Source organism: Rhodospirillum centenum SW (assembly GCF_000016185.1).
Taxonomy (GTDB): domain Bacteria; phylum Pseudomonadota; class Alphaproteobacteria; order Azospirillales; family Azospirillaceae; genus Rhodocista; species Rhodocista centena.
In genome coordinates this window covers 3436488-3457047 of record NC_011420.2, presented here as the reverse complement: position 1 = coordinate 3457047, position 20560 = coordinate 3436488, and the positions used below count along the sequence as shown (strand labels likewise).

Annotated in this window: 13 protein-coding genes, 1 tRNA gene and 1 CRISPR repeat array (1 of these 15 running past the window's edge); of the genes, 8 read left to right on the top strand and 6 right to left on the bottom strand. The window is 71.0% G+C overall.

Features of this window, described 5'->3' with window-relative positions; genetic code table 11:
* Positions 1-119 precede the first annotated feature (119 nt).
* From RC1_RS16035 to RC1_RS16020, 4 genes are all read right to left on the bottom strand, one after another.
* Positions 120-3500, bottom strand: coding sequence for an SIS domain-containing protein (locus RC1_RS16035; protein ID WP_012568485.1), 3381 nt, complete (start codon positions 3498-3500; stop codon positions 120-122).
* 183 nt (positions 3501-3683) lie between these two features.
* Positions 3684-4628 carry a phenylalanine 4-monooxygenase gene (gene phhA, locus RC1_RS16030; protein WP_012568484.1) on the bottom strand — a complete coding sequence of 315 codons (945 nt, stop codon included), beginning with the start codon at positions 4626-4628 and terminating at the stop codon, positions 3684-3686.
* Between the two features lie 256 nt (positions 4629-4884).
* A complete protein-coding gene (locus RC1_RS16025) occupies positions 4885-5886 on the bottom strand; it encodes an alpha/beta fold hydrolase (protein WP_012568483.1) in 1002 nt (333 codons plus the stop codon).
* Between the two features lie 106 nt (positions 5887-5992).
* Positions 5993-6466, bottom strand: coding sequence for an Lrp/AsnC family transcriptional regulator (locus RC1_RS16020; RefSeq protein ID WP_012568482.1), 474 nt, complete (start codon positions 6464-6466; stop codon positions 5993-5995).
* A 278-nt stretch (positions 6467-6744) separates the two neighbouring features.
* On the opposite strand from RC1_RS16020, the gene hppD reads away from it, so the two are divergent.
* Positions 6745-7878 carry a 4-hydroxyphenylpyruvate dioxygenase gene (gene hppD / locus RC1_RS16015; RefSeq protein ID WP_012568481.1) on the top strand — a complete coding sequence of 378 codons (1134 nt, stop codon included), beginning with the start codon at positions 6745-6747 and terminating at the stop codon, positions 7876-7878.
* 32 nt (positions 7879-7910) lie between these two features.
* Here hppD and RC1_RS20365 read toward each other — a convergent pair whose 3' ends face one another.
* Positions 7911-10391: an ATP-binding protein gene (locus RC1_RS20365; RefSeq protein WP_148213480.1), complete on the bottom strand. Its 2481-nt coding sequence runs from the start codon at positions 10389-10391 to the stop codon at positions 7911-7913.
* 348 nt (positions 10392-10739) lie between these two features.
* On the opposite strand from RC1_RS20365, the gene RC1_RS21565 reads away from it, so the two are divergent.
* Both RC1_RS21565 and RC1_RS16005 read left to right on the top strand, forming a co-directional pair.
* Positions 10740-11186, top strand: coding sequence for a hypothetical protein (locus RC1_RS21565; RefSeq protein ID WP_148213479.1), 447 nt, complete (start codon positions 10740-10742; stop codon positions 11184-11186).
* A gap of 165 nt (positions 11187-11351) precedes the next feature.
* A tRNA-Arg gene (locus RC1_RS16005) sits at positions 11352-11428 on the top strand.
* Positions 11429-11455: 27 nt separating this feature from the next.
* Here the strand turns inward: RC1_RS16005 and cas3 are convergent.
* Entirely contained in the window at positions 11456-14314 is a 2859-nt protein-coding gene (gene cas3, locus RC1_RS20360) for a CRISPR-associated helicase Cas3' (protein WP_184446354.1), read from the bottom strand.
* Positions 14315-14429: 115 nt separating this feature from the next.
* On the opposite strand from cas3, the gene RC1_RS20920 reads away from it, so the two are divergent.
* From RC1_RS20920 to cas6e, 5 genes are read left to right on the top strand one after another with little or no spacing between them, the layout of a single operon-like run.
* Positions 14430-16232 (top strand): type I-E CRISPR-associated protein Cse1/CasA, encoded by a 1803-nt coding sequence (locus RC1_RS20920; protein WP_012568478.1) that lies wholly within the window; start codon positions 14430-14432, stop codon positions 16230-16232.
* Positions 16225-16845: a type I-E CRISPR-associated protein Cse2/CasB gene (casB, locus tag RC1_RS15990; RefSeq protein ID WP_012568477.1), complete on the top strand. Its 621-nt coding sequence runs from the start codon at positions 16225-16227 to the stop codon at positions 16843-16845. Before RC1_RS20920 ends, casB begins: the two co-directional genes overlap by 8 nt.
* Entirely contained in the window at positions 16838-18145 is a 1308-nt protein-coding gene (locus RC1_RS15985; RefSeq protein WP_012568476.1) for a type I-E CRISPR-associated protein Cas7/Cse4/CasC, read from the top strand. Before casB ends, RC1_RS15985 begins: the two co-directional genes overlap by 8 nt.
* Complete coding sequence (gene cas5e, locus RC1_RS20355; RefSeq protein ID WP_012568475.1) at positions 18142-18984, top strand: type I-E CRISPR-associated protein Cas5/CasD; 843 nt, start codon at positions 18142-18144, stop codon at positions 18982-18984. The genes RC1_RS15985 and cas5e overlap by 4 nt, the downstream gene beginning before the upstream one ends.
* On the top strand, positions 18981-19769 hold the full coding sequence (gene cas6e / locus RC1_RS15975) for a type I-E CRISPR-associated protein Cas6/Cse3/CasE (RefSeq protein ID WP_012568474.1): 789 nt from the start codon (positions 18981-18983) through the stop codon (positions 19767-19769). The genes cas5e and cas6e overlap by 4 nt, the downstream gene beginning before the upstream one ends.
* 407 nt (positions 19770-20176) lie before the next feature.
* A CRISPR array of direct repeats spans positions 20177-20560; the repeat unit is 29 nt; unit sequence GTCGCCCCTGCCCCCGCAGGGATGAACCC; it runs 1048 nt beyond the window's last position.

Here is a 20560-nt window from a genome sequence, read left to right as displayed (position 1 = left end):
TCTCCGGCATGGCAAAGCCAGAGTGCCCGGATGGAGATTGCCCATTCGTTAACGTCCCTCACCTTTCGCGGGGCGGAACGATCCCCGGCAGGCCGGACCCGCCCGGCCGGCCTACCCCGTCAGGGCTGGCGGAGCAGGTCGGCAGCGGGGCGGAACAGCAGGTCGCGCGGGCTGGCCGCGGCGACGAAGGCGGGGAAGTCGGTGCGGCCGGTGGCGTGGCTGGTCTCGCTGAAGGCGTCCAGCAGGTCCTCGTAGAGCTTGAGGTCCTTCAGCAGCGCCGTCTTCTGCTGCAGGGACGCCTGCGGCGCCAGTTCGGCATGCAGCAGCACCAGCCCCGTGACCTCCCAGTCGGCCTCGTCGAACACCGGCACCAGCAGCAGGCTCTCCCGCCCGTGCGGCCCGCCCGACAGGATGGCGCGGCCCAGGCGCAGGGCGCGGCGCTTGCTGCCCGCCGCCGGCCGCGGCCGGTCGTAGCCCGACGGCACGGCCGAGCGACCGCACTTGCGCGCGGCCTGCAACAGCGGCGCCCCGTCCGGTCCCTCCCCCGTCTGGCGGTAGAGGATGCCGCCCGGCACCGCCGTCACCAGCGGCGACAGCGCCGCCAGCATGCGGCGGTCGTGCTCGGCCAGCGCCGTCGGCGCGACCTCGAGCGCGGCCAGCGCCGCCAGCAGCACCGGCCCGATCTCCTTGCCCGGCCGGCTGATGCCCACCGTCACCGTCTTCGCCTGATGGCGGATCGTGTCGATCGGGCGGCTGGTTTCCTCGAAGGCGGCGCGCAGCAGCGCCTCCGCCCGCCCGGCCAGGGCCTCGCGCTCCGCGGCGCCGCAACGGGGAAGCTGGTGGAAACCGCGCAGCTTCGGCGCCAGCAGCGCCAGCCCGGCGGCCAGCCGCGGCGGCAGGGCGGCATCCATCTCGCCGGCGGCGATGCGCTCCAGCTCCGCCTCCAGCCGGTCGGCCACGTCGTCCAGCCGCGCATCGTCCCGGGCCGCGCGCTCGTTCACCACCGAGGCCAGTTCGCGGAAGACATGGGCGCGGGCGTCGATGGCGCGGGCCGCGTGGAAGCCCCAGAGATGCCCCGCCACGGTGGCCAGCACGAAGTCCAGCCCGGCCCCGGCGGAGGGCAGCCGCACCACCGCCTCGGCATAGGCGTCGAAGCAGGTTTCGCCCTTGGCGCAGAAGACGATCGGCTTGCCGCTGTGCGCCTTGAAGATGGCGACCTCCTTCGCCGTGTCCTGGGCGAGCTGCGCCGGCATGTCGTTGGCGATGACCAGCGTCAGCGGCTCGGTCGAGAGGTCGATATGCTTCTTGTCCTCGGTGTAGTCCACCGGGATGGACTTGTAGCAGAGTTCCGACAGCTTGATCCGGATCTCCTCCGCCGCGATCTTGTTCGGGCCGTTGCCGACCACCGCCCAGTAGCGGTTGAAGGGCGCATAGGCCTCCGCACAGCGGGCGATCTCCGCCTCCTCGTCCAGCACCTCCTGGATGCGGGCGGGCAGCGACTCCAGGCAGACCAGCTCGTCATGGATCTGGCCCGGCGGCAGCGTTCCCGATGCGTCGGCGAGGCAGAGCGCCGTCAGCTTGCCGGCCGCGACCTGGCTGTAGAAGGCCTTGGTGCTGGCGACCGCCATCTCGATGTCGCGGCCGTCGCTGGTGAACAGGTGGCTGTCGGACTTGCGCACCAGCGGGCTGTTGCGCCGGTTGACGATGGCATGGATCCAGGCGCCGGCCGCGCGGGCCAGATCAACGGTGCGGTTGGTGTCGGTTGTCGTGCCGCTCTGGCTGATGGCGACGACCAGCGCGTCCTCCAGCCCCGCCCCCTCCAGGTCGGCGGACAGTTCCGACGCCTTCGCACTTTCCACCTGGATGCCGCTGCCCGGCAGGGCCTGCCGGATCAGGTGCGCCACCCCCATGGCGGCGATGGCGGCGGTGCCCTGGCCGGTGACCCAGATGCGCCGCACCGCCGGCCGGTCGGGATCGGACAGGCGGCGGCGCAGCGCGGCCCAGGGGCTGCCCTCGCCCGTCTCGAAGGCGGCTTCGCGGCCGCCGCGGCGGTAGCGCCCGGCGAGCGTCTTGCGCACGCTGGCGGGAGCCTCGTGCACCTCCTTCTCGAAGAAGTGCTCGAAGCCGCCGCGGAAGATGTCGCGCGAGAAGATCTCGATCGGCTCGGCCTTCAGCGCGGCCGGCGCGCCGTCGTCGATGCCGCGGGCCGCGAGCGCCGGGTCGCCCGGCCGGGTCGAGAGCACGACGGCAAGGCCGCCGCGCTCCACCTGCGCCAGCGCCACCGAGGCGCGGGCGCGCGGCGCCAGCCCGTAATTCTCCGATGCCAGGATCAGCCCGTCCGGCCCCTCGGCCACGAACAGGCTCTGGCCGCTGCCCTTCTGGCCCAGATGCAGGCGCTCGGGGTCGTCGGGGTGCTGCACGACGATGGCCATGGAGCCTTCCAGCCGGCGCAGCGTCGCCAGCACCCGCTCCTCCACCGGGGTGTTGCCCTGGTGCAGCCGGAACAGCACCGGGATCACCTTGGCGTCCGTCGTCACCGGGGCGGCGATGGCGTGGCCGGCGGCCTCCACCAGCGTCTCCTTCAGGGCGCGGTAATTGTCCACGTCGCCGTTCAGCACCGCCACCGCGTCGGCGTCGGCGGAAAGCTCCGTGGCAGCCTCCCCGGCGAGGCTGCCGTTCAGCGGGTGGCAGTTGGTCAGGTTGATCGCCCCGTGCGAGGCCCAGCGGGTGTGCGCGATGGCGCTCAGCCCCTCGGCCTGGGCGGCGAGGCGCCAGAGCAGGGCGTCGCCGCGCACCCGCGCGCGCAGGCTGGCGCCGTTGTCGCCCAGCCGGCCGATGAGCTGCGCCACCTTGTAGGTGAAGCGCGCGGTCAGGCCGCCATCGGCCAGGGCGTGCAGGGCGATGCCGCCGTCCTGGTCGCCGAACTCCCGTCCCGCCTCGCGCGCCACGGCCTGCAGGGACCGCAGGTCGCGCAAGGGGGCCGCCGGCGCCAGCCGCAGCAGCACGGCGATGCCGGCGCTGTCGCGGCCGCGCACCTCCAGCCGGTCCAGGTTCTCCAGCGTCTGCCCGATGCCCCAGGCGACCAGATGCTGCGCCCGGTTGGCGGCGGAGGCGTCGGGCATCAGGGCGAGGGTGCGGTCGATGTTGGCGACCACCTCGGTGCCGAGCTGCCAGGCGTAGTCGCGCAACCGCTCGGCCACCCGCTCCACCGCCTCCTCGCGGGCGCGGGGGCCGGCGCGCAGGGCCGCCTCCAGCGCCTGTGCCCGCACCGCCGCCGCCTCCAGCCGGGCGCGGACCGCGGGACGGGTGGCGGCGGCCAGATGCGTGCCGAACGACATCAGCGCGTCGAAGCGCCCGGCCAGCAGGTCCAGCGCCGCATCGATCCCCGCCGGATCGTCGGGCGTGGCGGCGGCCAGCGCGTCCGCCGCGCGGTCCAGCCAGGACAGGTCCGGATCGGCGGTCCAGTGGCGGTTGGAAAGGAAGCCGGCAATGCCGCACATGACCTGGACCCCCGCGGGCTGGGCGTGGAACGGTGTGGGATTTGTCCCACTTGATAGACCGCGGTCCGGCCGGGCGCAAAGGCCCGTAAGCGGAACCGTGCCGTGCGCGCGGCGACGGGTCCGCCCCGAAGGGGAAGGTGCGGACGGGGCAGGACAGGGCCGGACCGGCCGCAGGCGGGGGCGTTATTCCGCCGCCGGGGCCCGCACCCGTTCCTGGGTGCCGCGGGTCAGCACGCGGTCGCCCGCCAGCACGGCGTCGGGGGGCAGGTCGGGCCGGTCCGCGATGCGGTCGTAGACGGGCGCGAAATCCACCGCGGTGGCGTCGAAGAGCTGCTGGTAGCTGTCGATCACGAAATAGGTCTGCTGGTAGTCGTCGATGCGGTAGCGGGTCCGCATCAGCCGCTCCAGGTCGAAGCCGATGCGGTTGGGGCTGGGGCTCTCGACCGCGAAGGGCGTCTCCCCGGCGGAGGAGAGGATGCCGGCGCCATAGACCCGCAGCCCGTCCGCCCCGGCGATCAGCCCGAACTCCACCGTGTACCAGTAGAGCCGGGCCAGATGCTCGATGCGGCCCAGCCGCAGGGCCCGCTGCCCGCCTTCGCCATAGGCCTGGAGATAGTCCGCGAAGACCGGATGCAGCAGCAGCGGCACATGGCCGAAGAAGTCGTGGAAGACGTCCGGCTCCTCCAGATAGTCCATCTCCTCCGGCCGGCGCAGCCAGGTGCTGACAGGGAAACGTCGCGCGGCCAGATGGTCGAAGAAGGCGTCCTCCGGGATCAGGCCGGGCACCGCGACAAGGCGCCAGCCGGTCGCCGCCTGAAGCCGGTCGGAGGCGCGGCGGAAGTCGGGGATGCCGTCTTCGGCCTCCAGCCGGGCGAGGCAGTCCATGAATTCCGGCGCGGCGTAGCGGGGCAGCAGGCGCGACTGCCGCCGGTAGAGCGCCCGCCAGAGCGCGTGCTCCTCCACCGTGTAGCGCTCCCAGCCCTGATCGACGGTGAAGTCCCCGGCGATGGCGGAATAGTCGCCGCGCAGTTCCTTCGCCGTCTTGCCGGAGCCAGCCGTGCGCTGCTTGAAGCCGTCGCCTGCGCCGCCGCCTGCGGTGTTACCTGCTGCCGCACTGCCGTTACCCATGGCGTCCTCCCCTGTCCACCGCACCGATCTGCCGCACCGATCTGCCGCCCCGCTTTACCGCGCAGGGTCGGTTTTCCGATGCAAGTTCGGCAAGTTTATCGCGGAAAGGGGGCCATTTCCTTGCGAACGGCCCCGGCGGTGCCCCCGCACGGGCAAGATCGTGCCGACGGCAGCCCGCCGCCGGCAACGTCCTGCCGCGGAGAACGCTGCGCCGCGGCAGGACCTGCCCGACCGGCCTGCCGTTCACCCCTGCCGGTCAGGCCGGCCGGTCGGCCCCCAGCAGGTCCGTCAGGATGGCGGGGTGGTGCCTGAAGATCAGGGAGAAGTGCCCCTCCCCCGCCAGGAAGTGCGCCGTCGCCCCGGGGATGCGGGCGGCGAAGCGGCGGCCCGCCGCCAGCGGCACGGTGGTGTCCGCCGTCCCGTGCCAGACGGCGACCCGGCCCCGGATGTCCTCCAGCGCGAAGCCCCACGGGGCCGCATAGATGGCGGCGTCCGACAGGGGGCCGGCGATGCCGCTGCGCAGCGCCTCCCGCCAGCCGGCGACGACCCGGTCGCCCACGCCCGGCCCCAGCAGCACCCGGTCGCTGGCCGGCAGCCCGGCGCGGGCGCGCAGCATCGTGGCGACGGCCAGCGGGTCGGTGCTGCGCACGACCTGCCGCACTGCCGCCGCCGCCAGCCGCAGCGCCACCGGCCGGCGGCCCAGCCGCAGCAGGAAGCCGGCCGGGCTGCCGCCGGCCCAGTCCGTCTCCTTCCCTGGCCCGTCGCCCGTTCCGTCCTCCGGCCTTTCCCCCGTTCCGTCGCCCTCCCCGTCCGGCGGGGCGATGCCGCAGACGATGGCGGTGGCCGTCACCCGGTCGGGCAGGGCATGGGCGCAGACCGCGGCATAGGGGCCGCCGCCGGACATGCCCAGCACCGCCGCGCGGGCGAGGCCGAGATGGTCCAGCAGCGCCGCCACGTCGGCCGGCCAGTCCAGCAGGCGCCGGCCCGGCTTCGGCGCGGACAGGCCGTAGCCCGGCCGGTCCGGCGCGATCAGCCGGACATGGTGCAGCGGGATCAGGCCGGCCTCCAGCCGCGAGCTGGGATAGCCATGGAAGTAGAGCAGCGGCGGCCCCGCCGGATCGCCGTATTCGGCATAGCCCAGCAACCGCCCGTCCGGCAGCCGCAGCACCCCGTCGCGCCGGTCGGGAACCGGCCCGGCGGAACCCGGCGGGTCAGAGACGGCTGGCCCCGGCGGGGCGGGCGCGGGATCGGCGGGCATGGGCAGTCTCCGCGGTCGGGGGACACCCGGTGTCAGGATAACGGACCGGGCGGCCCCAGGATAACGCGGCCGGCGGGGAACGGGGCGCGGGAACGGGGCCGCGCCCTCACACCGGCGGCAGCGGCAGGGCCGTGGAGTGCTTGACCACGTCCAGCACGAAGCTGGAGCGCACGTCCTTCACGCCGGGGATCTGCAACAGCCGCTTCATGCTGACCTCGGCATAGGCGTCCAGGTCCGGCACCACGACCTGGAGCAGATAATCCATGGTGCCGGTCATGACGAAGCAGGACACCACCTCCGGGATGCGCTCCACGGCGCGGCGGAAGACGGTGTCGCCCTCGGCGTTCTGGTCGATCTTCACCTCCACGAAGGCGACGACGCCCAGCCCCAGCCGGCGGCGATCCAGGATCGCGGCGTAGCCCTGGATGTAGCCGGCCTCCTCCAGGTCGCGGACCCGGCGCAGGCAGGGGCTGGGCGACAGCCCCACCTGGTCCGCCAGATCCACGTTGGACAGGCGGCCGTTGCGCTGCAACGCCTCCAGGATGCGCAGATCTGCCGCATCGAGCGCGGATTTCCCCATGTTCTGCCGGCCTCCCTCCGGGTCGGGGCTGATTGTTGCGCGATCGTGCCCGGCGGGCGGGCGATTCGCAAGGAAATGCCCCCGGGAAGACCGTATCATGTGAAACGGTCGGGCTTCCGGATCGGCGATCCCGGGGGTGCGACCTGCCGTCACGCTGACCGCCCGGACGCTTCGCGGACCGAGGCCGACCGGGCATGAGAAGCGGCGGACGGTCTCCCGAGGGGAATCCCCTGAGGGAAACCGGGGGATACCCCCGAGCAGGACCACCGGAGGAAACGATGACCACGGCGACCGCACGACGCGACGAGGCTGACAGGACGGACGGCGACCTGTGGGAGAACCCCATGGGCACCGACGGGTTCGAGTTCGTGGAGTTCGCGGCCGAGGACACGGGCGCCCTGGACCGGCTGTTCGTGGCCATGGGCTTCACCCAGGTCGCCCGGCACCGGACCAAGGATGTCGGCCTGTACCGCCAGGGCGGCATCACCTTCATCCTGAACGGGGAGAAGACCGGCCGCGCCGCGGAGTTCGCCCGCGCCCACGGCCCCGGCGCCTGCGCCATGGCCTTCCGCGTGCGCGACGCGGCGGCGGCCCTGCGCCGCGCGGTGGAGATGGGGGCCACCCCCGTCGCGCCCGAGGCCGGGCCGATGGAGCTGACCCTCCCGGCCATCGAGGGGATCGGCGGCAGCCTGCTCTATCTGGTGGACCGCTATGACGGCCACCCGTCCGGCGCCCCCACCCTCTATGACATGGATTTCGTGCCCCTGCCCGGTGTGGACCAGCGTCCCGCGGGCGCCGGGCTGCAGGTGATCGACCACCTGACGCACAATGTGCGCAAGGGCCGGATGGACCATTTCGCGGACTTCTACGGCCGCCTCTTCAACTTCCGCCAGATCCGCTACTTCGACATCACCGGCGAGTATACGGGCCTGACCAGCCGGGCGCTGACGGCGCCGTGCGGGCGCATCCGCATTCCGATCAACGAGTCGAAGTCGGAGCCGGGCTCCGACCGGGTGGACCAGATCCAGGAGTTCATCGAGCAGTACCGTGGCGAAGGCATCCAGCACGTCGCCCTGCTGACCCAGGACATCCTGAAGACCTGGGACGCGCTGAAGGAGGCGGGCGTGCGCTTCATGACGCCGCCGCCGGAGACCTATTACGAGATGCTGGAGGAGCGGCTGCCCGGCCACGGCCAGCCGGTGGAGGAGCTGCGCCGCCGCGGCATCCTGCTGGACGGCAAGGACGGCAAGTACCTGCTCCAGATCTTCACGGAGACGGTGATCGGCCCGATCTTCTTCGAGATCATCCAGCGCAAGGGCGACGAGGGCTTCGGCGAGGGCAACTTCAAGGCCCTGTTCGAGAGCATGGAGCGCGACCAGATCCGCCGCGGCGTGCTGAAGGTGGCGGAGTAGGGCCGGCCCCGCCGCCCCCTCACGCGCCCTGTTCACGCGCGTGGCAGCAGATCCTCCAGCACCCGGCGCAGCTCGCGCGGGCTGTAGGGCTTGTGCAGCAGGCGGTGGCCCCGCTCCGCCGCCTGCCGCAGTTCCGCCGCCCCCGTCTCCCCCGTCAGCACCAGGGCGGGAACCGGGCGGCCGGCCGCGGCCCGCACCGCCGCGATGGCGTCGAAGCCGTTGGCTTCGCCGGGCAGGCGCAGATCGGTGATGATGAGGTCGGGCACGATCCCGGCGACCGCCTTCGGCACCGCCGCCACGGCACCGGCGACCCGCACGGTCAGCCCCCAGCTCACCAGAAGCTGCTGCATCGCCAGCCGTTGCAGCGCGTCGTCCTCCACCACCAGCACGGTGCCGGCCAGCGCCGCCGCCTTCGTCGGCGTCGGCGGCAGGGTGCGCACGGCGCTGCGTGCGGCCGGCAGCTCGATCATGAAGACCGTGCCCCGGCCGGGGCGGGAGATCAGCCGGATCGGATGGCCCAGCATGCGCGCCGCCCGGCGCACGATCGACAGTCCCAGCCCCAGCCCCTTGCTGCGGTCGCGCTCCGGGTTGCCGAGCTGCACGAACTCCTCGAACACGGTGTCCAGCCGGTCCTCTGGGATACCGCGGCCGGTGTCCCAGACCTCCACCCGCACGCGGTCACCGCGTGGCCGGCAGGCGACCAAGATGCCGCCCGCGGCGGTGTACTTGACTGCGTTGGACAGCACGTTGCGCAGCATCCGCTCCAGCAGCACCGCATCCGTGAGGGCAGCGGCCGAGCGGATGCGCAGCCGCAGCCGAAGCCCCTTGGCCGTGGCCTGCGGCTTCGCCTCCGACACCAGCCGGACCAGCAGCGGGGTCAGCTCCACCGGGGCGATGGCGGGCGAGACGGTGCCGGCGTCCAGGATGGAGATGTCCAGCAGCGCGCGCAGCAGCTCCTCGCCCGAGCCGAGCGCGACCGAGAGCTTGTGCGCCAGCTCGCGCTGCTCGGGCCGGTCCAGCCGGTCGGTCAGCAGGTGCAGCAGCAGCCGCATGGCCTGGAAGGGCTGGCGCAGGTCGTGACTGGCGGCGGCCAGGAACTGCGACTTGGCGCGGTCGGCCTGCTCGGCCACCCGGCGCGCCTCGCGCAGTTCCTCCTCGGCGACGCGGCGGTCCTCGATGTCCACGCTGGTGCCGAACCAGGCGGCGATGCCACCGCGGGCGCCGCGCAGCGGCAGGGCCCGGCAGAGGTGCCAGCGGCTGCCGCCGTCGGCCGTCCGCAGCCGGTACTCGACCTCGAACGGGCTGCCGTCGGCGACCGAGGCCCGCCAGCGGTCCAGCACGCGGTCGCGGTCCCCGGGATGGACGCAGTCGGCCCAGCGGCCGGCCGCGGCGGCCGTGGCCGGGGTGCCGGTCCAGTCGCTCCAGCGGGCATTCACATAGGTGACCCGGCCATGGCGGTCGGCCGTCCAGACCACGGCCGGCACCATGTCGGCCATCTCGCGGAAGCGGTGCTCGTTGGCCCGGAGGGTCCGCTCGGCCCGGCGCATGGCCGTGACATCGACGAAGGCGGCGATGCTGCCGCGGGAGCCGCCCGCCGGACCGGCCAGGGGAGCGACGTTGCCCAGCAGGTGACGCACGCTGCCGCCGCGGGCACGCAGCTCCAGCTCCACGTTGCGCTGCCCGCCCTCCGGGCAGTCCGGCTTGACCAGATGGGCGAGCAGGTCCGCCGGCGTGAGATCCTCGCCGCCCCGGCGCAGCCGGCGCACCTGGCGGAGCACCACGTCCGGATCGGCCACGACGCCCTGGGAAGCCCCCTGAGGGTCGCCCTGGGGGGCAGCCTGGGACAGGTGCAGCAGCCGCGCGGCCGTCCCGTTCATCCAGACCCGGTCGCCGCGGTCGCCGGCGATCCAGACGGCGGCCGGGACGGCCGCCATCAGTGCCGACAGTTCCAGCGACAGGGTACGCTCGCGGGCCTCGCTGTCCTGTGCCTTGCGGTGGTCGCGGGCCTGGGCGAGGGCCGCACCGGCGCGGCGGCCCAGCTCCGCCGCCAGGGCCAGCGACTCGGTCCCGAAACGGGCGCGCCGGCGGTCGCGCAGCAGGGTCAGCACGCCGAATATCTCGCCACGGGCCTCCACCGGCACGGCCAGGGCCGAGGCCGTGCCCGGCACCGCCTCGGCCACCCCCGGTCCGGCCACCCCCGGCCCGGTATCGGCAAGGCAGGGCGGCGGCCGCATCCCGTCGGCCAGGGGCGCCAGGGCAGCCAGCGCATCGTCCGCGGCGACGGCCGCCGGCACCGGCCCCAGCGCAGCCAGGGCGTCGGCCCGGCGGTGCGCCACCGCAGCCCGGCGGCGGCCCCCGCCCGGTTCCAGCAGGTCCAGGACGGCACCGTCGGCAAGGTCGGGAACGGCCAGCCCGGCCACGGCCCGGATCGTCTCCTCGGGATCGAGGGACGCCTCCAGGCGGCGCCCGGCGGCGGAAAGAAAGTCGAGCAGGCTCGACGGAGTACACCTCACATCGGTCTCCACGGGGACGCGGAAACGAGTACCCTAGATGGCACGACGCTTCTCCCGTCTCCAGTATCCGTCCGGCAGGCTTCCCTCCCCAATAAGGGTTACCGCACTCCTTGCGCACCGCCCCGGCCGGGGCAGGATGGCGGTGCGGGGAGGAAAGGGAACAGAACTCCGTAGTGAGAGTCGACAGACCAGAGGAAAGTCGGTAGAGTATCAATGTAGAATTTTTTAGACATATATCCAAAACTCAAAATGGAGGCGCTCAGTCGATCAATTTTGAAAAAACAGGCAATTTGAGTATTGCCAAACCAGACAACACGCGCCATCGCTAATTGAAAACGGAGAAAATTTATGATAATTGGCAATGTAGTTCGAGTAACAAATAAAGATGAAATCTATGCATCAATAAGCCCTTTAAAAAATATGGATTTTGGTAATTATCGCTTCAGTGTAAAAGAGAATTCTGAAAATTTTGTCATCATCATGAAGCCGGGAAATGTTAAATTTTCCATACCATTTCCAGATCACGACCACAATAAGCTTGGATTTCTGGCAAAATATGACAGTAAGTATTTTCTTTGCAGACAGAGCCTTTCCAATTTTAATAGAAAAGACGCCATGGACGATCAAACATTTATAGCTGAAAGGCCGGATATTTTATATGAAAAATTCAGATTCCAAACAAACAGAGCTCCACCCAGAGTATACTATATGATCATTAGATTAAGCGATGGCGAATCTGCGATTAAGGAGGATGTAGCTAAGCTGGGGAATGCCATCATGAGTGCCAAAGGATAACAGCGCCCGCAATGCCGATGTGGCTGCTCCACGCGGAGCCTTGGAAGCTGCGTTGGGCAGCGATGTAAGGAGAAGTGCATCGGAGTGTTTGCATGGGCCGGAACGATGCGCTATGGTCCGCGCCACAGCGACGGCCGGCGCCCCGGCCGCCTCGCCCCGTGGCATGGACCCGTAGCTCAGCTGGATAGAGCGCTGCCCTCCGAAGGCAGAGGTCGTGAGTTCGAATCTCGCCGGGTCCGCCAGCTTCTTCAAGGGCTTAGCCCTTCCCACTACACTTTCCCTGCTTCCTTCCCGCTACGCGCCGGCGGCTCCGCCTGCCGTTGCGGCAGGACCCGCAGGCCCCGTGTCCGGCAGTATTCGACGATGACCTCCGTCGCGGCTGCCGGTGACCCCGGCCGAGACCCGGTTTCCTCCGCATCGGAAAGGTCCAGCGCGCGGCCGCGCCAGAGGCCGTCGCCCGCCGGTCGCAGCCAGATCACGGGCGCGCGGCCGGCCTTGCGCCGGTCGGTATCGTCCAGTCCGCCCGTCAGAAGCTGCTGCACCAGGGCCTCCTGGCCTCTGAGCGGCTCCAGCCGCCGGGGGCAGCGGCATTCGGAGGCTTCCACCACGCTGAGCGCCCGGTCGTCCCCGGCCCCGAGGAAGCGCGGCGGCCCGTCGCCGTAGGTCGCCAGCAGGACGGTGTGGCTGTCGATCAGGCGGGTCCGCGGGTCGTCCTCCGTCGGCTCCGCCTGTTCGCCGGACTGCGCCCATTCCTCGCACAGCCCCTGGCGGAAGGAGAGGCGCGCCACCCGGCCCCGCTGCTTCCTGGAGATATCGGCGCCTTCCGCCGCAAGGTGCCGGGCCGCCAGGGCATCGGGGACCCCGGCCGGTTCCGCGGCATAGACCGCCTCGATCAGCGGGCGCAGATCGTCGGCCAGGATCAGGGCATCGGGCGGCAGGCCGGGGCGACGGCCTGGAATCGCGCCCGGATCGAGAAGGCAGCGCGCGGTCAGCCACAGCCGCGCATCGTCGGCATAGATCTGCGCCGCCCCGCCGAACAGGCTGCGGTACCAGGCCGGGCCGGGTCGGTCGGGCCGCGGCGTCAGCAGGAGGACCGGGCCGTCGGGCCGTCGCTCGACCCCGTCGGGGGCGGGCGCGCCGTCCGGCATCCGGGCATGGCGCCGCCGCCGCCCCAGCCGCTGCACCACCGCGTCCGCCGGGGCGAGGTCGATCACCATCTCGTCCGCATCCAGGTCCAGGCTCTGCTCCGCCGCCTGGGTGGCGATGACCAGGCGGCCCCGCCGCGCCGCCGGACAACTGTCCTTGCCGACGGCATCCAGCAGCGCCGCCTCGATCCGCGACCTGTCCGCCGGCAGGAAGCGGGCGTGGTAGAGCAGGGGATCGAGGTCGCACAGCCGCTCCCACGCCGCCACCGCGTCGCCCACCGTGTTGCGGAACCAGAGCACGCAGCGGCCCTGCGCCAGCCAGCCGCGGAGGCGGTCCTCCACCGTGTCCAGGTCGTGCGCCGCCTCGAACCGCACGGGGCGGGTGCCAGGGCCGGGCACGGGAGCCAGCGGGTGCTGGGCGATGCCCTGTCCGCTGACCAGGGTCAGCAGGGGATAGGCGCCCGGCCGGGTCCGCTCCGCCATGGCCGCCACGTCGGCCCAGCCCGCCCCTTCGGCATAGGCGCGGATCAGGTCCTGGCGCAGGCGGGCGGGCAGGGTGGCGGACATCAGCACCACCGGATCGCCCATCCGGCCCTGCCAGCGCAGCAGCGCGTGCAGCAGCGTCTGCATGTAGCTGTCATAGGCGTGGACCTCGTCCACCAGCAGGACCTTGCGCCACAGCCCCGCCAGCCGCACCGTGGCGTAGCGGGCGCGCAGGGCGCCGGCCAGCGCCTGGTCCACCGTGCCCACCCCCAGATCCGTCAGCAGGGCCCGGCGGGAGGAGCGGTTGAACCAGTCCAGGGCATAGCCCTCCCCCTCCTCCAGGCCCGCGCGGGTCGGGGTGACGGCGTAACCCGGGGTGCGGTGGCGGCGGCTGTGGGCCAGGACCACCTGCGGCACCTCCGTGAACAGGGCGGCCCCGAAATCCAGGCCGCCGTCGCGGTCGAACCTGCGGGCGAAGGCGGCGTCCGCGGTCGCCATGGTGGGCAGGCCGACATAGGCGCCGTCTGCCCGGTCAAGCGCGATCAGCCGGTGCGTGATCAGGTCCCCGGCCTCCGTCTTTCCCGCACCGGGCAGGTCCTCGATGATCGTCAGCAGCGGTCCGTCGGGCAGGGCGTCGGCCGTGAACAGCCGGTCGGCCAGGGCCTGCAACGGCGTCGGCACCGCCGGCGCCCCGTCCCGGCCCAGCCGGGGGAACAGCGCGGCGAAGCCGGCGGGCGGCCGCGGCGTCAGCCGTCCGAAGGGCGTCGGCCTGATGGTGTCCAGCATCCGCCGCGCCGTCGGCAGGGCCGTGCCCTCGTAATAGGCGCGCAGCTCCTGCGGCTGGTTCCGGCAGGCGAAATGGTCGGAGGAGCCAAGCCAGTCGCAGAGCGTGAACAGCCCGTTCAGCAGCGGCGACAGGCGCGTCAGCCCCTCCCGGTCCGGAATCCCCTGCCGCCAGCCGAACAGCCCCGCCACCGCCCGGACCAGGGTCGCGGCGATGTCCATGTCGTCATCGGTCAGCGCCCCCGTCTCCATCAGCAGACTGACCTTCGGCAGGCCCAGGACGGGCCGCCCGTGATGGCCGGTGGACAGGGCGAACAGCGCCTCCATCACCGGCAGCGCCGCCGCGCCCCCGTCGGGCAGGCCCGATCCGGCGCGGTGCCGGGTCAGCAGCCGCAGCAGCAGCGCCTGACCGACCGCGCTGTGATGCTCCCGCATCCGCTCCTGCCCGGCCAGGGCAAGGCCCAGCGCCCCGGCCGCCTCCCGGTCCGAGGCCTGGAACCCGGTCGCCACCTTGCCGATGTCGTGCAGCGCCAGGACGGTCAGCAGCATCGCCCGCGCGGCATCCCGGTCCAGGCCCAGCCCGTCCGCAAGGCGGGCGAGCAGCGCCGGCCGCCGCTCGAACCCCGCATCCAGAACAGCGGCAACGTCCAGAAGATGGAACACCAGGAGATGCAGACCGCTGCGGGCCTTGCCCCAGCGGGAGAACATATCCGCCATCACCGACACCTGGGCATTGCGCCGCATATTTCGGCGCCGCATCCTACCACCATAGTACGTACCCTTTTACCACCGCATCCGCCTTTAGTGTGAACAGACGACGAACGGGGGCGATATGTACTGGTTCGACTGCCAAATTCCCGTTGACCGACGCTCCGGCCCCGGCGTCGCCACGCCGCTGGAGCTGACCTCCCGCCACGGGGACGACCCGATCCTGGGGGTGCGCCTGGGGCACCCGCTGGCGGACCGGGGATTCGAGTTCCTGATGCGGGACATCCTGCAGGCGGCCCTGGCGCCGGAGGATGCGACGGCGTGGCGCCGGATGCTGGTCGAGCCGCCGGGGCCGGAGGCGCTGGCCGCGGCCCTGGCACCCTACCGGGAGACGTTCCGGCTGGACCACCCGACCCATCCGGCGTTGCAGGTCCGCCCCGCCCCGGAGCGTCTGGCGGAGGCGGACGCGAAGAAACCGGCCGGATCGCGCAAACCCGCGCCCGAGGCGGAAGAGGACGGAGAGGAGGAGGAGGAGGAAGGACCAGTTGGGATAGGCGCATTGCTGCCGGATCTCCCCACCAAAAATGCGGAAAAACGAAACAAGGATTTTTTTACACGACGCGGCAGCATAAGAACAATAGGCGCAGGCGCTGTCCTACCAATATTATATGCTAACCAAGTCTTATTTATTGACAAGAAGGGGTCTTACTATTCTCTGCCACATGGCCGCACCTGCATATTATTTCAACTGGTTGGTCGCACTCTATGGGAAACGATCTGGCTGAACGTCCTGACCCGGGGGACGGAGGGCGGCGGCGATGCTGTCTGGCCAGCCCGGCCGGATGATCCCACGGCCTTTCCCTGGCTGGATTCTGGTCTGCGCGACATGTCACTGGACAGCAACAACGCGCGCGCCACGCGGTCGATGAGCCGCGCTACCTTGCACCCCGCTCATATTCCCATGACCCGCCGGTACCTACTGGCGCCGCCAGTAATCGATCGTTGCGATCTTACAGGCATGGACGGGCCAGCGTTCAAATCTTTCAGCAGATGGCCGCGCGGACTTCAGTATGAGACGCCGGATTGGTGGTTTTACGCAGCGGTCAGGCTCGAGAACCCCAAGAAACCCGATGAACCTCAGTTCCTGTCTGCCAACGGGCCACTGCGATTCAATGACTGGATTGAAACAGCGATATTCAGCAACGCGAAGAACAAAAATTCAAAAATAATCATACACCAACCTCCATCACTGCGTCAGTTCAGAAGTGTTTTTTCAGCATCCGAAGAATTATCTGAACATGGAAGACGCACAACAGCTATTATTGAAGACGGAGCCATAAAGGTACGCTGTTTTGCGCAGTATTGTTACGGGTCATCAAATATAGGAGGAACCAGCCAGTACGAACTGCCCGTCTGGCACCTGCCAGATGAAGGCCAATCATGGCTGGGGGAAATTGTCTCTGAAGACGTTGACCGTTTGGTTCGCATCGCTGAAAATTTGAAGAAAGCCGTAAAAAATCTTTCCAAAGACAACAAAAAGAAAAAAGCCAACAACCAATCCTTGGAACTCGACAACGCTCTGTACGATGCCCTGCTGGCTGCGGTGGACGGGCAGGCGACGGAGCACGCCGCCACTCTGGCCGCCCTGGCTCGCGACATCCCCGACCGGGCGACGCGGCAGGCCGGGGCGGCGGAGTCGCGGACCAAGCTGCTGAAGCGGACCGGCCGTCTGGCGCTGGCGCTGTTCGACGAAACCTTCCCCATCGACTGGACCGGCATAACGGACAAGACGATTCCGAAAGAGCTCAAGGACAAAGAAGTGACGTCCGGTGAGCGCCACCCCATCCCGGCAGTGCGCAACTGGCTGCTGAAAGAACTTGCAAAAATCGTGAATCCGACGACTGAACGGGGTCCGACACATGAGTGAGACCGGAAAGGACCCGGCGGACACCCCGCCGGACGGAACGCCCGAGAAGAGAACGCCCGAGAAGAGAAAGGGCACCGCGGTCGAACGCTGGTTCGCCGCCTTGCAGAAGCCGCTGGCCCGCGGCGACCGCGCCGCCCTGCGCCGGGCGCAGACCGTGACGGAGGCCTGCATGGTGCCCGCCAGTTATGCCCTGCCCGCCGCCCTGATGGCGGACGCCCGGATGGATCGTCACCCCGAGGCCGAGACGGTGGCCCGCATCGCCATGGCGCTCGCCACGGTGGATGAGGATACGGGCGCGATGGCGGTGCGGACCGGGGCCGCTCTGGGCCGCGCCTTCGCCGTGCGCAGGCAGGACACGGGGAAGCCGCGGGTCAGCGGCGACCGGCTGCGCCTGATCTGTACGGCGGACGACCCGGACGAGTTCCTGCGCCTGCTGCGCGGCGCCATCCGCCTGCTGGAGAAGGAAAAGGCGCCCGTCGCCGACATCGCCCGTGTCGTCGAGGCCTGGCACCGGCCGGCCGCCCGGGATGCGGCCCGGCGCCAGATCCTGCTGTCCTATTTCCAGACCAACCATGACGCCTTCGCCGACCTGATGGAGCCCAACGATGCCTGACAGCCTGCTGCCCCCCGTGGCCGTCGCGGACATGATCCAGTTCCATGTGCTGACCGCGTTCCCGCCGCACAATGTCAACCGGGACGAGGACGGGCGGCCCAAGACCTGCCAGTTGGGCGGGGTGACGCGGGGCCGCATCTCCAGCCAGGCGAAGAAGCGGGCCCTGCGCTTGGCCCCCCATTTCCCCACGGCCCAGCGCGCCACCCGCACGCGCAAGGCGGGTATCCACACCTTCCTGAAACTGACCGCGGCCGGGATCGACACCACCTCCGCCGTCTGGGCGGCGCTGGCGGTCAACCATGCCACCGGCGGCGGCGGCAAGCCCCCCAAGGCGGAGGATGCCCAGGCCATCGCCGCCCCCGATCCGAAGAAGCAGGAGGACGCCTACAAGAAGAAGGAAAAGGCCGTCACCGATATGATGGAGAAGCGGGGGCTGGACCGGGCCGCCGCGGAACAGGAGTGGCTGACCGGACAGGTCGGCACGGAACAGGGCCTCGTCATCTCCACCCGGGAATTCGCGCGGATCGAGGAGGGCATCGCCCACCTGACCGCCGCCTGGGCCGCGGACCGCGACGGCTTCCCCGCCGTGCTGGAGGGCTGGGTCCGGCAGGTGTGCAAGGAAAGCCTGCTGACCAAGGCCGACCACGACCTGGACACCGCCCTGTTCGGGCGCATGGTGGCGGCGAACGCCAACTTCAACGTGGAGGCCGCCTGCGCCGTCGGCCATGCCTTCACCACCCACCGATTCGCCCTGGAGGGGGACTATTTCTCCGCCGGGGAGGAGCTGAAGGTGCTGGGCGGCACGGGGGCTGTCATCACCGGCTATGCCTTCTTCGGCGGCGGCGTCTACTATCAGCATGCGGTGCTGGACCGGGGCCACCTGCGCACCACCCTGTCCCGGGGCCGCAGCGCGGAAGAGGCGGAGCGGCTGACCGTACAGGCGGTGGACACGTTCCTGACCGGCCTGCTGTTCTCCCAGCCGCGCGGCAAGTGCAACAGCCACGCCAGCGACGTGGCCGCCAGCTATGTCCTGGCGACCCGCGGCGGCGATCCGGCCCTGAATCTGGGGCTGGCCTTCCTGGACCCGGTGAAGGCGACGGAGGATGTCACTGACCTGATGTGCGCGTCCATCCGGCGCCTGACGGATTTCCACCGCGCCCTGACCGCCGCCTACGGCCTGGGCAACGCGGTCTGCGTTCTGAACGCCTATCCCCCCGCCCGCGGCAACGACGCTCCCCGGGCGCCGGAGGTCTGGACGGTGGAGGACTTCCGGCGGTTCGTGCAGGGGCGGGGCGCATGACGGAGCCGGTCGCGCATCTGTGCTTCACGCTGGCGGCGCCCTACGGCGCCTGGGGGGCGGCATCGCAGTCGTCGGCCACCACCGCCTGGAAGGCGACGGAGCTGGACCCGTCCCGCTCCGCGCTCACCGGCCTGCTGGGGGCGGCGCTGGGGCTGGAGCGGGCGCATCTCGGCCGCCTGTCGGAGGCGCTGCGGTTCGCCGTGCGCACCGGCATCCGCCCGACCCGTGACCCGCAGCCCGACTACCACACCATCAGCCGCGCCCACCGGCCGGAGGGGCGGGAGCACTGGTCCCGGTTCGAGGAGCTGCGCCCCGCGCTGGCGGGCGGGAAACAGGAGGGGGCGCTCCTGTCCCGGCGGGAATACTGGTCCCTGGGCCTGTGGACCGTGGCGGTGGCCACCCTGAACCCTGCCGGCGTGCCGCTGGACCGGCTGGCGCAGGCGCTGCGCACGCCGCACTGGCCGCTCTATGCCGGGCGCAAGGCCTGCACCCTGGGCCTGCCCCCCGATCCGGAGGTGCGGACCGGCCCCGGCCCCCTGTCCGTCCTGCTGGACTATGGCTGGCCGTGGCAGCGGAAGCCCGGCCTGGACCGGCCGCTGTTCCTGCTGCGCAGGGCGGTGGAGGCGGCAGAGGCCGTACAGACCCTGGCTGTCGACGAGGACTATCCCGGTGCGCCCGTGGCGGACGCGGCGACGGGCGCCCTGCGCGCCCTGCGGCGGCGGGACCGGCCCGATCCCCTGCCGCTGCCGGGCGGTCGCATCTATCAGCGTTTCCAGGAGCGGACGGAGCTGGTGGCCACCCTGCCCCGACCCGCGGCGACGACAGGAGGGGCGGCATGACGGACATCGACCTGGAGGACGCACCGGAGACGGCATCCGGGCGCTGGCCGGACGGGGTGCCGGCGGTGACGGGACCCGTCTGGGAGAGCCGGGTCGTCCTGGCCCCGCGCAGCCCGGCGGCCCTGCAGTCCATCCTGGGACCCGACATGCGGCGCCAGGACGGGCAGTTCGCGCACCGCATGCTCTGGACCCTGTTCCCCGACCGCCCGACGGCGCGGCGGGAGGGGCTGTTCCTGTTCCATGTGGAGGGAACACGGCCCTTCTCCGCCATCGTCCGGTCGCGGGTGCCGCCGGAGGACGGGCTGGGCGGCATCTGGACCATCACGACCCGGCCGTTCGACCCGGCGCTGGCGCCGGGCCTGACCCTGCGCTTCCACCTGAGGGCCGTCGCCAGCCGCTGGCAGCCCCGGCCGGGCGAGCGGCGCGGCCGGCGGCAGGATGTGATCGTCGCCGCCTGGCGCGACCTGCCGGAGGAGCAGCGCACGCCGGAGAATCTGGAGAAGACGGCAGAGCACGCGGCCCTGGACTGGCTGGCCCGCCAGGGCCGGCGGGGCGGTTTCGCCCCCGTCGAGGGGGCCGTGGATGTGCTGGACTATGACCGTGCCAGCCTGCGCGCCGGCGCGAAGCTGGGCGGACGCGACCGCTCCATCCGCTTCGGCGCCGTCACCTATGAAGGCCTGCTGACCGTGACGGACCCGCAGGCCTTCCGCGCCACGCTGGTCCAGGGTCTGGGCGCCGGTCGCGCCTATGGCAACGGCCTGATGCAGATCGCCCCCGCCCGCTGATCCCCGCCGCCTGTCCGCCGGGCGCTGCCCGACGGCAGGGGGACGGGGCACGGCGCGCGCGGGCACCGGGTCCTGGACATCGTGAATACCGACCCTCCGCCGCCCGGCCGATCCCCGCCGGGCGGCGGCCCCCGGGTGATGATCCGGGGGTGATGGCCTGGGGTTGATGGCCTGGGGGTGATGGCCTGGGGGTGATGGCCTGGGGGCATTGCCCGTCGCGGTTCGGCAGGGAAAGAAACAACCAGGACCAGACCCCGGCAAAGACTTCCATCCCCGCTCCCCGGACCGGGACCCCGACCTCCCGACAGCGCTCATGACTTGCCAGACTTGCAGAACCCGGGACAAGGGGATAGAACAGGCAAGACTTCCTTTGAAAGTTTGTTCTGGACCAACCCCTTGCCGCCACAGTCGCCCCTGCCCCCGCAGGGATGAACCGGCGGGTGTTTTTCATGCCGTGCGCCGCTAAGGGTCGCCCCTGCCCCCGCAGGGATGAACCCCGCCGGAGGTCGTGTTCGGTCCGGGCCAGATCGTCGCCCCTGCCCCCGCAGGGATGAACCCTCGTTCCTGGACGCCATGGAGGGCGACCGATGGTCGCCCCTGCCCCCGCAGGGATGAACCCGCAGGCGCTGAGGCTGTCGCACAACAGATCCGGTCGCCCCTGCCCCCGCAGGGATGAACCCCAGGTCGCGGTGCTGGAGGCGGACGACGCCGAGTCGCCCCTGCCCCCGCAGGGATGAACCCGATCATCGCCCGCGCGGCCGAACGCGCCGGCTGTCGCCCCTGCCCCCGCA

Excerpts from the sequence above, each read along its gene's own strand:
- cas6e (WP_012568474.1), top strand. The coding sequence starts at position 18,981 with ATGACGGACATCGACCTGGAGGACGCACCGGAGACGGCATCCGGGCGC.
- phhA (WP_012568484.1), bottom strand. The coding sequence starts at position 4,628 with ATGGGTAACGGCAGTGCGGCAGCAGGTAACACCGCAGGCGGCGGCGCA.
- RC1_RS15985 (WP_012568476.1), top strand. The coding sequence starts at position 16,838 with ATGCCTGACAGCCTGCTGCCCCCCGTGGCCGTCGCGGACATGATCCAG.
- RC1_RS16035 (WP_012568485.1), bottom strand. The coding sequence starts at position 3,500 with ATGTGCGGCATTGCCGGCTTCCTTTCCAACCGCCACTGGACCGCCGAT.
- RC1_RS16025 (WP_012568483.1), bottom strand. The coding sequence starts at position 5,886 with ATGCCCGCCGATCCCGCGCCCGCCCCGCCGGGGCCAGCCGTCTCTGAC.
- casB (WP_012568477.1), top strand. The coding sequence starts at position 16,225 with ATGAGTGAGACCGGAAAGGACCCGGCGGACACCCCGCCGGACGGAACG.
- RC1_RS20920 (WP_012568478.1), top strand. The coding sequence starts at position 14,430 with ATGTACTGGTTCGACTGCCAAATTCCCGTTGACCGACGCTCCGGCCCC.
- RC1_RS21565 (WP_148213479.1), top strand. The coding sequence starts at position 10,740 with ATGATAATTGGCAATGTAGTTCGAGTAACAAATAAAGATGAAATCTAT.
- cas3 (WP_184446354.1), bottom strand. The coding sequence starts at position 14,314 with ATGGCGGATATGTTCTCCCGCTGGGGCAAGGCCCGCAGCGGTCTGCAT.
- RC1_RS16020 (WP_012568482.1), bottom strand. The coding sequence starts at position 6,466 with ATGGGGAAATCCGCGCTCGATGCGGCAGATCTGCGCATCCTGGAGGCG.
- cas5e (WP_012568475.1), top strand. The coding sequence starts at position 18,142 with ATGACGGAGCCGGTCGCGCATCTGTGCTTCACGCTGGCGGCGCCCTAC.
- hppD (WP_012568481.1), top strand. The coding sequence starts at position 6,745 with ATGACCACGGCGACCGCACGACGCGACGAGGCTGACAGGACGGACGGC.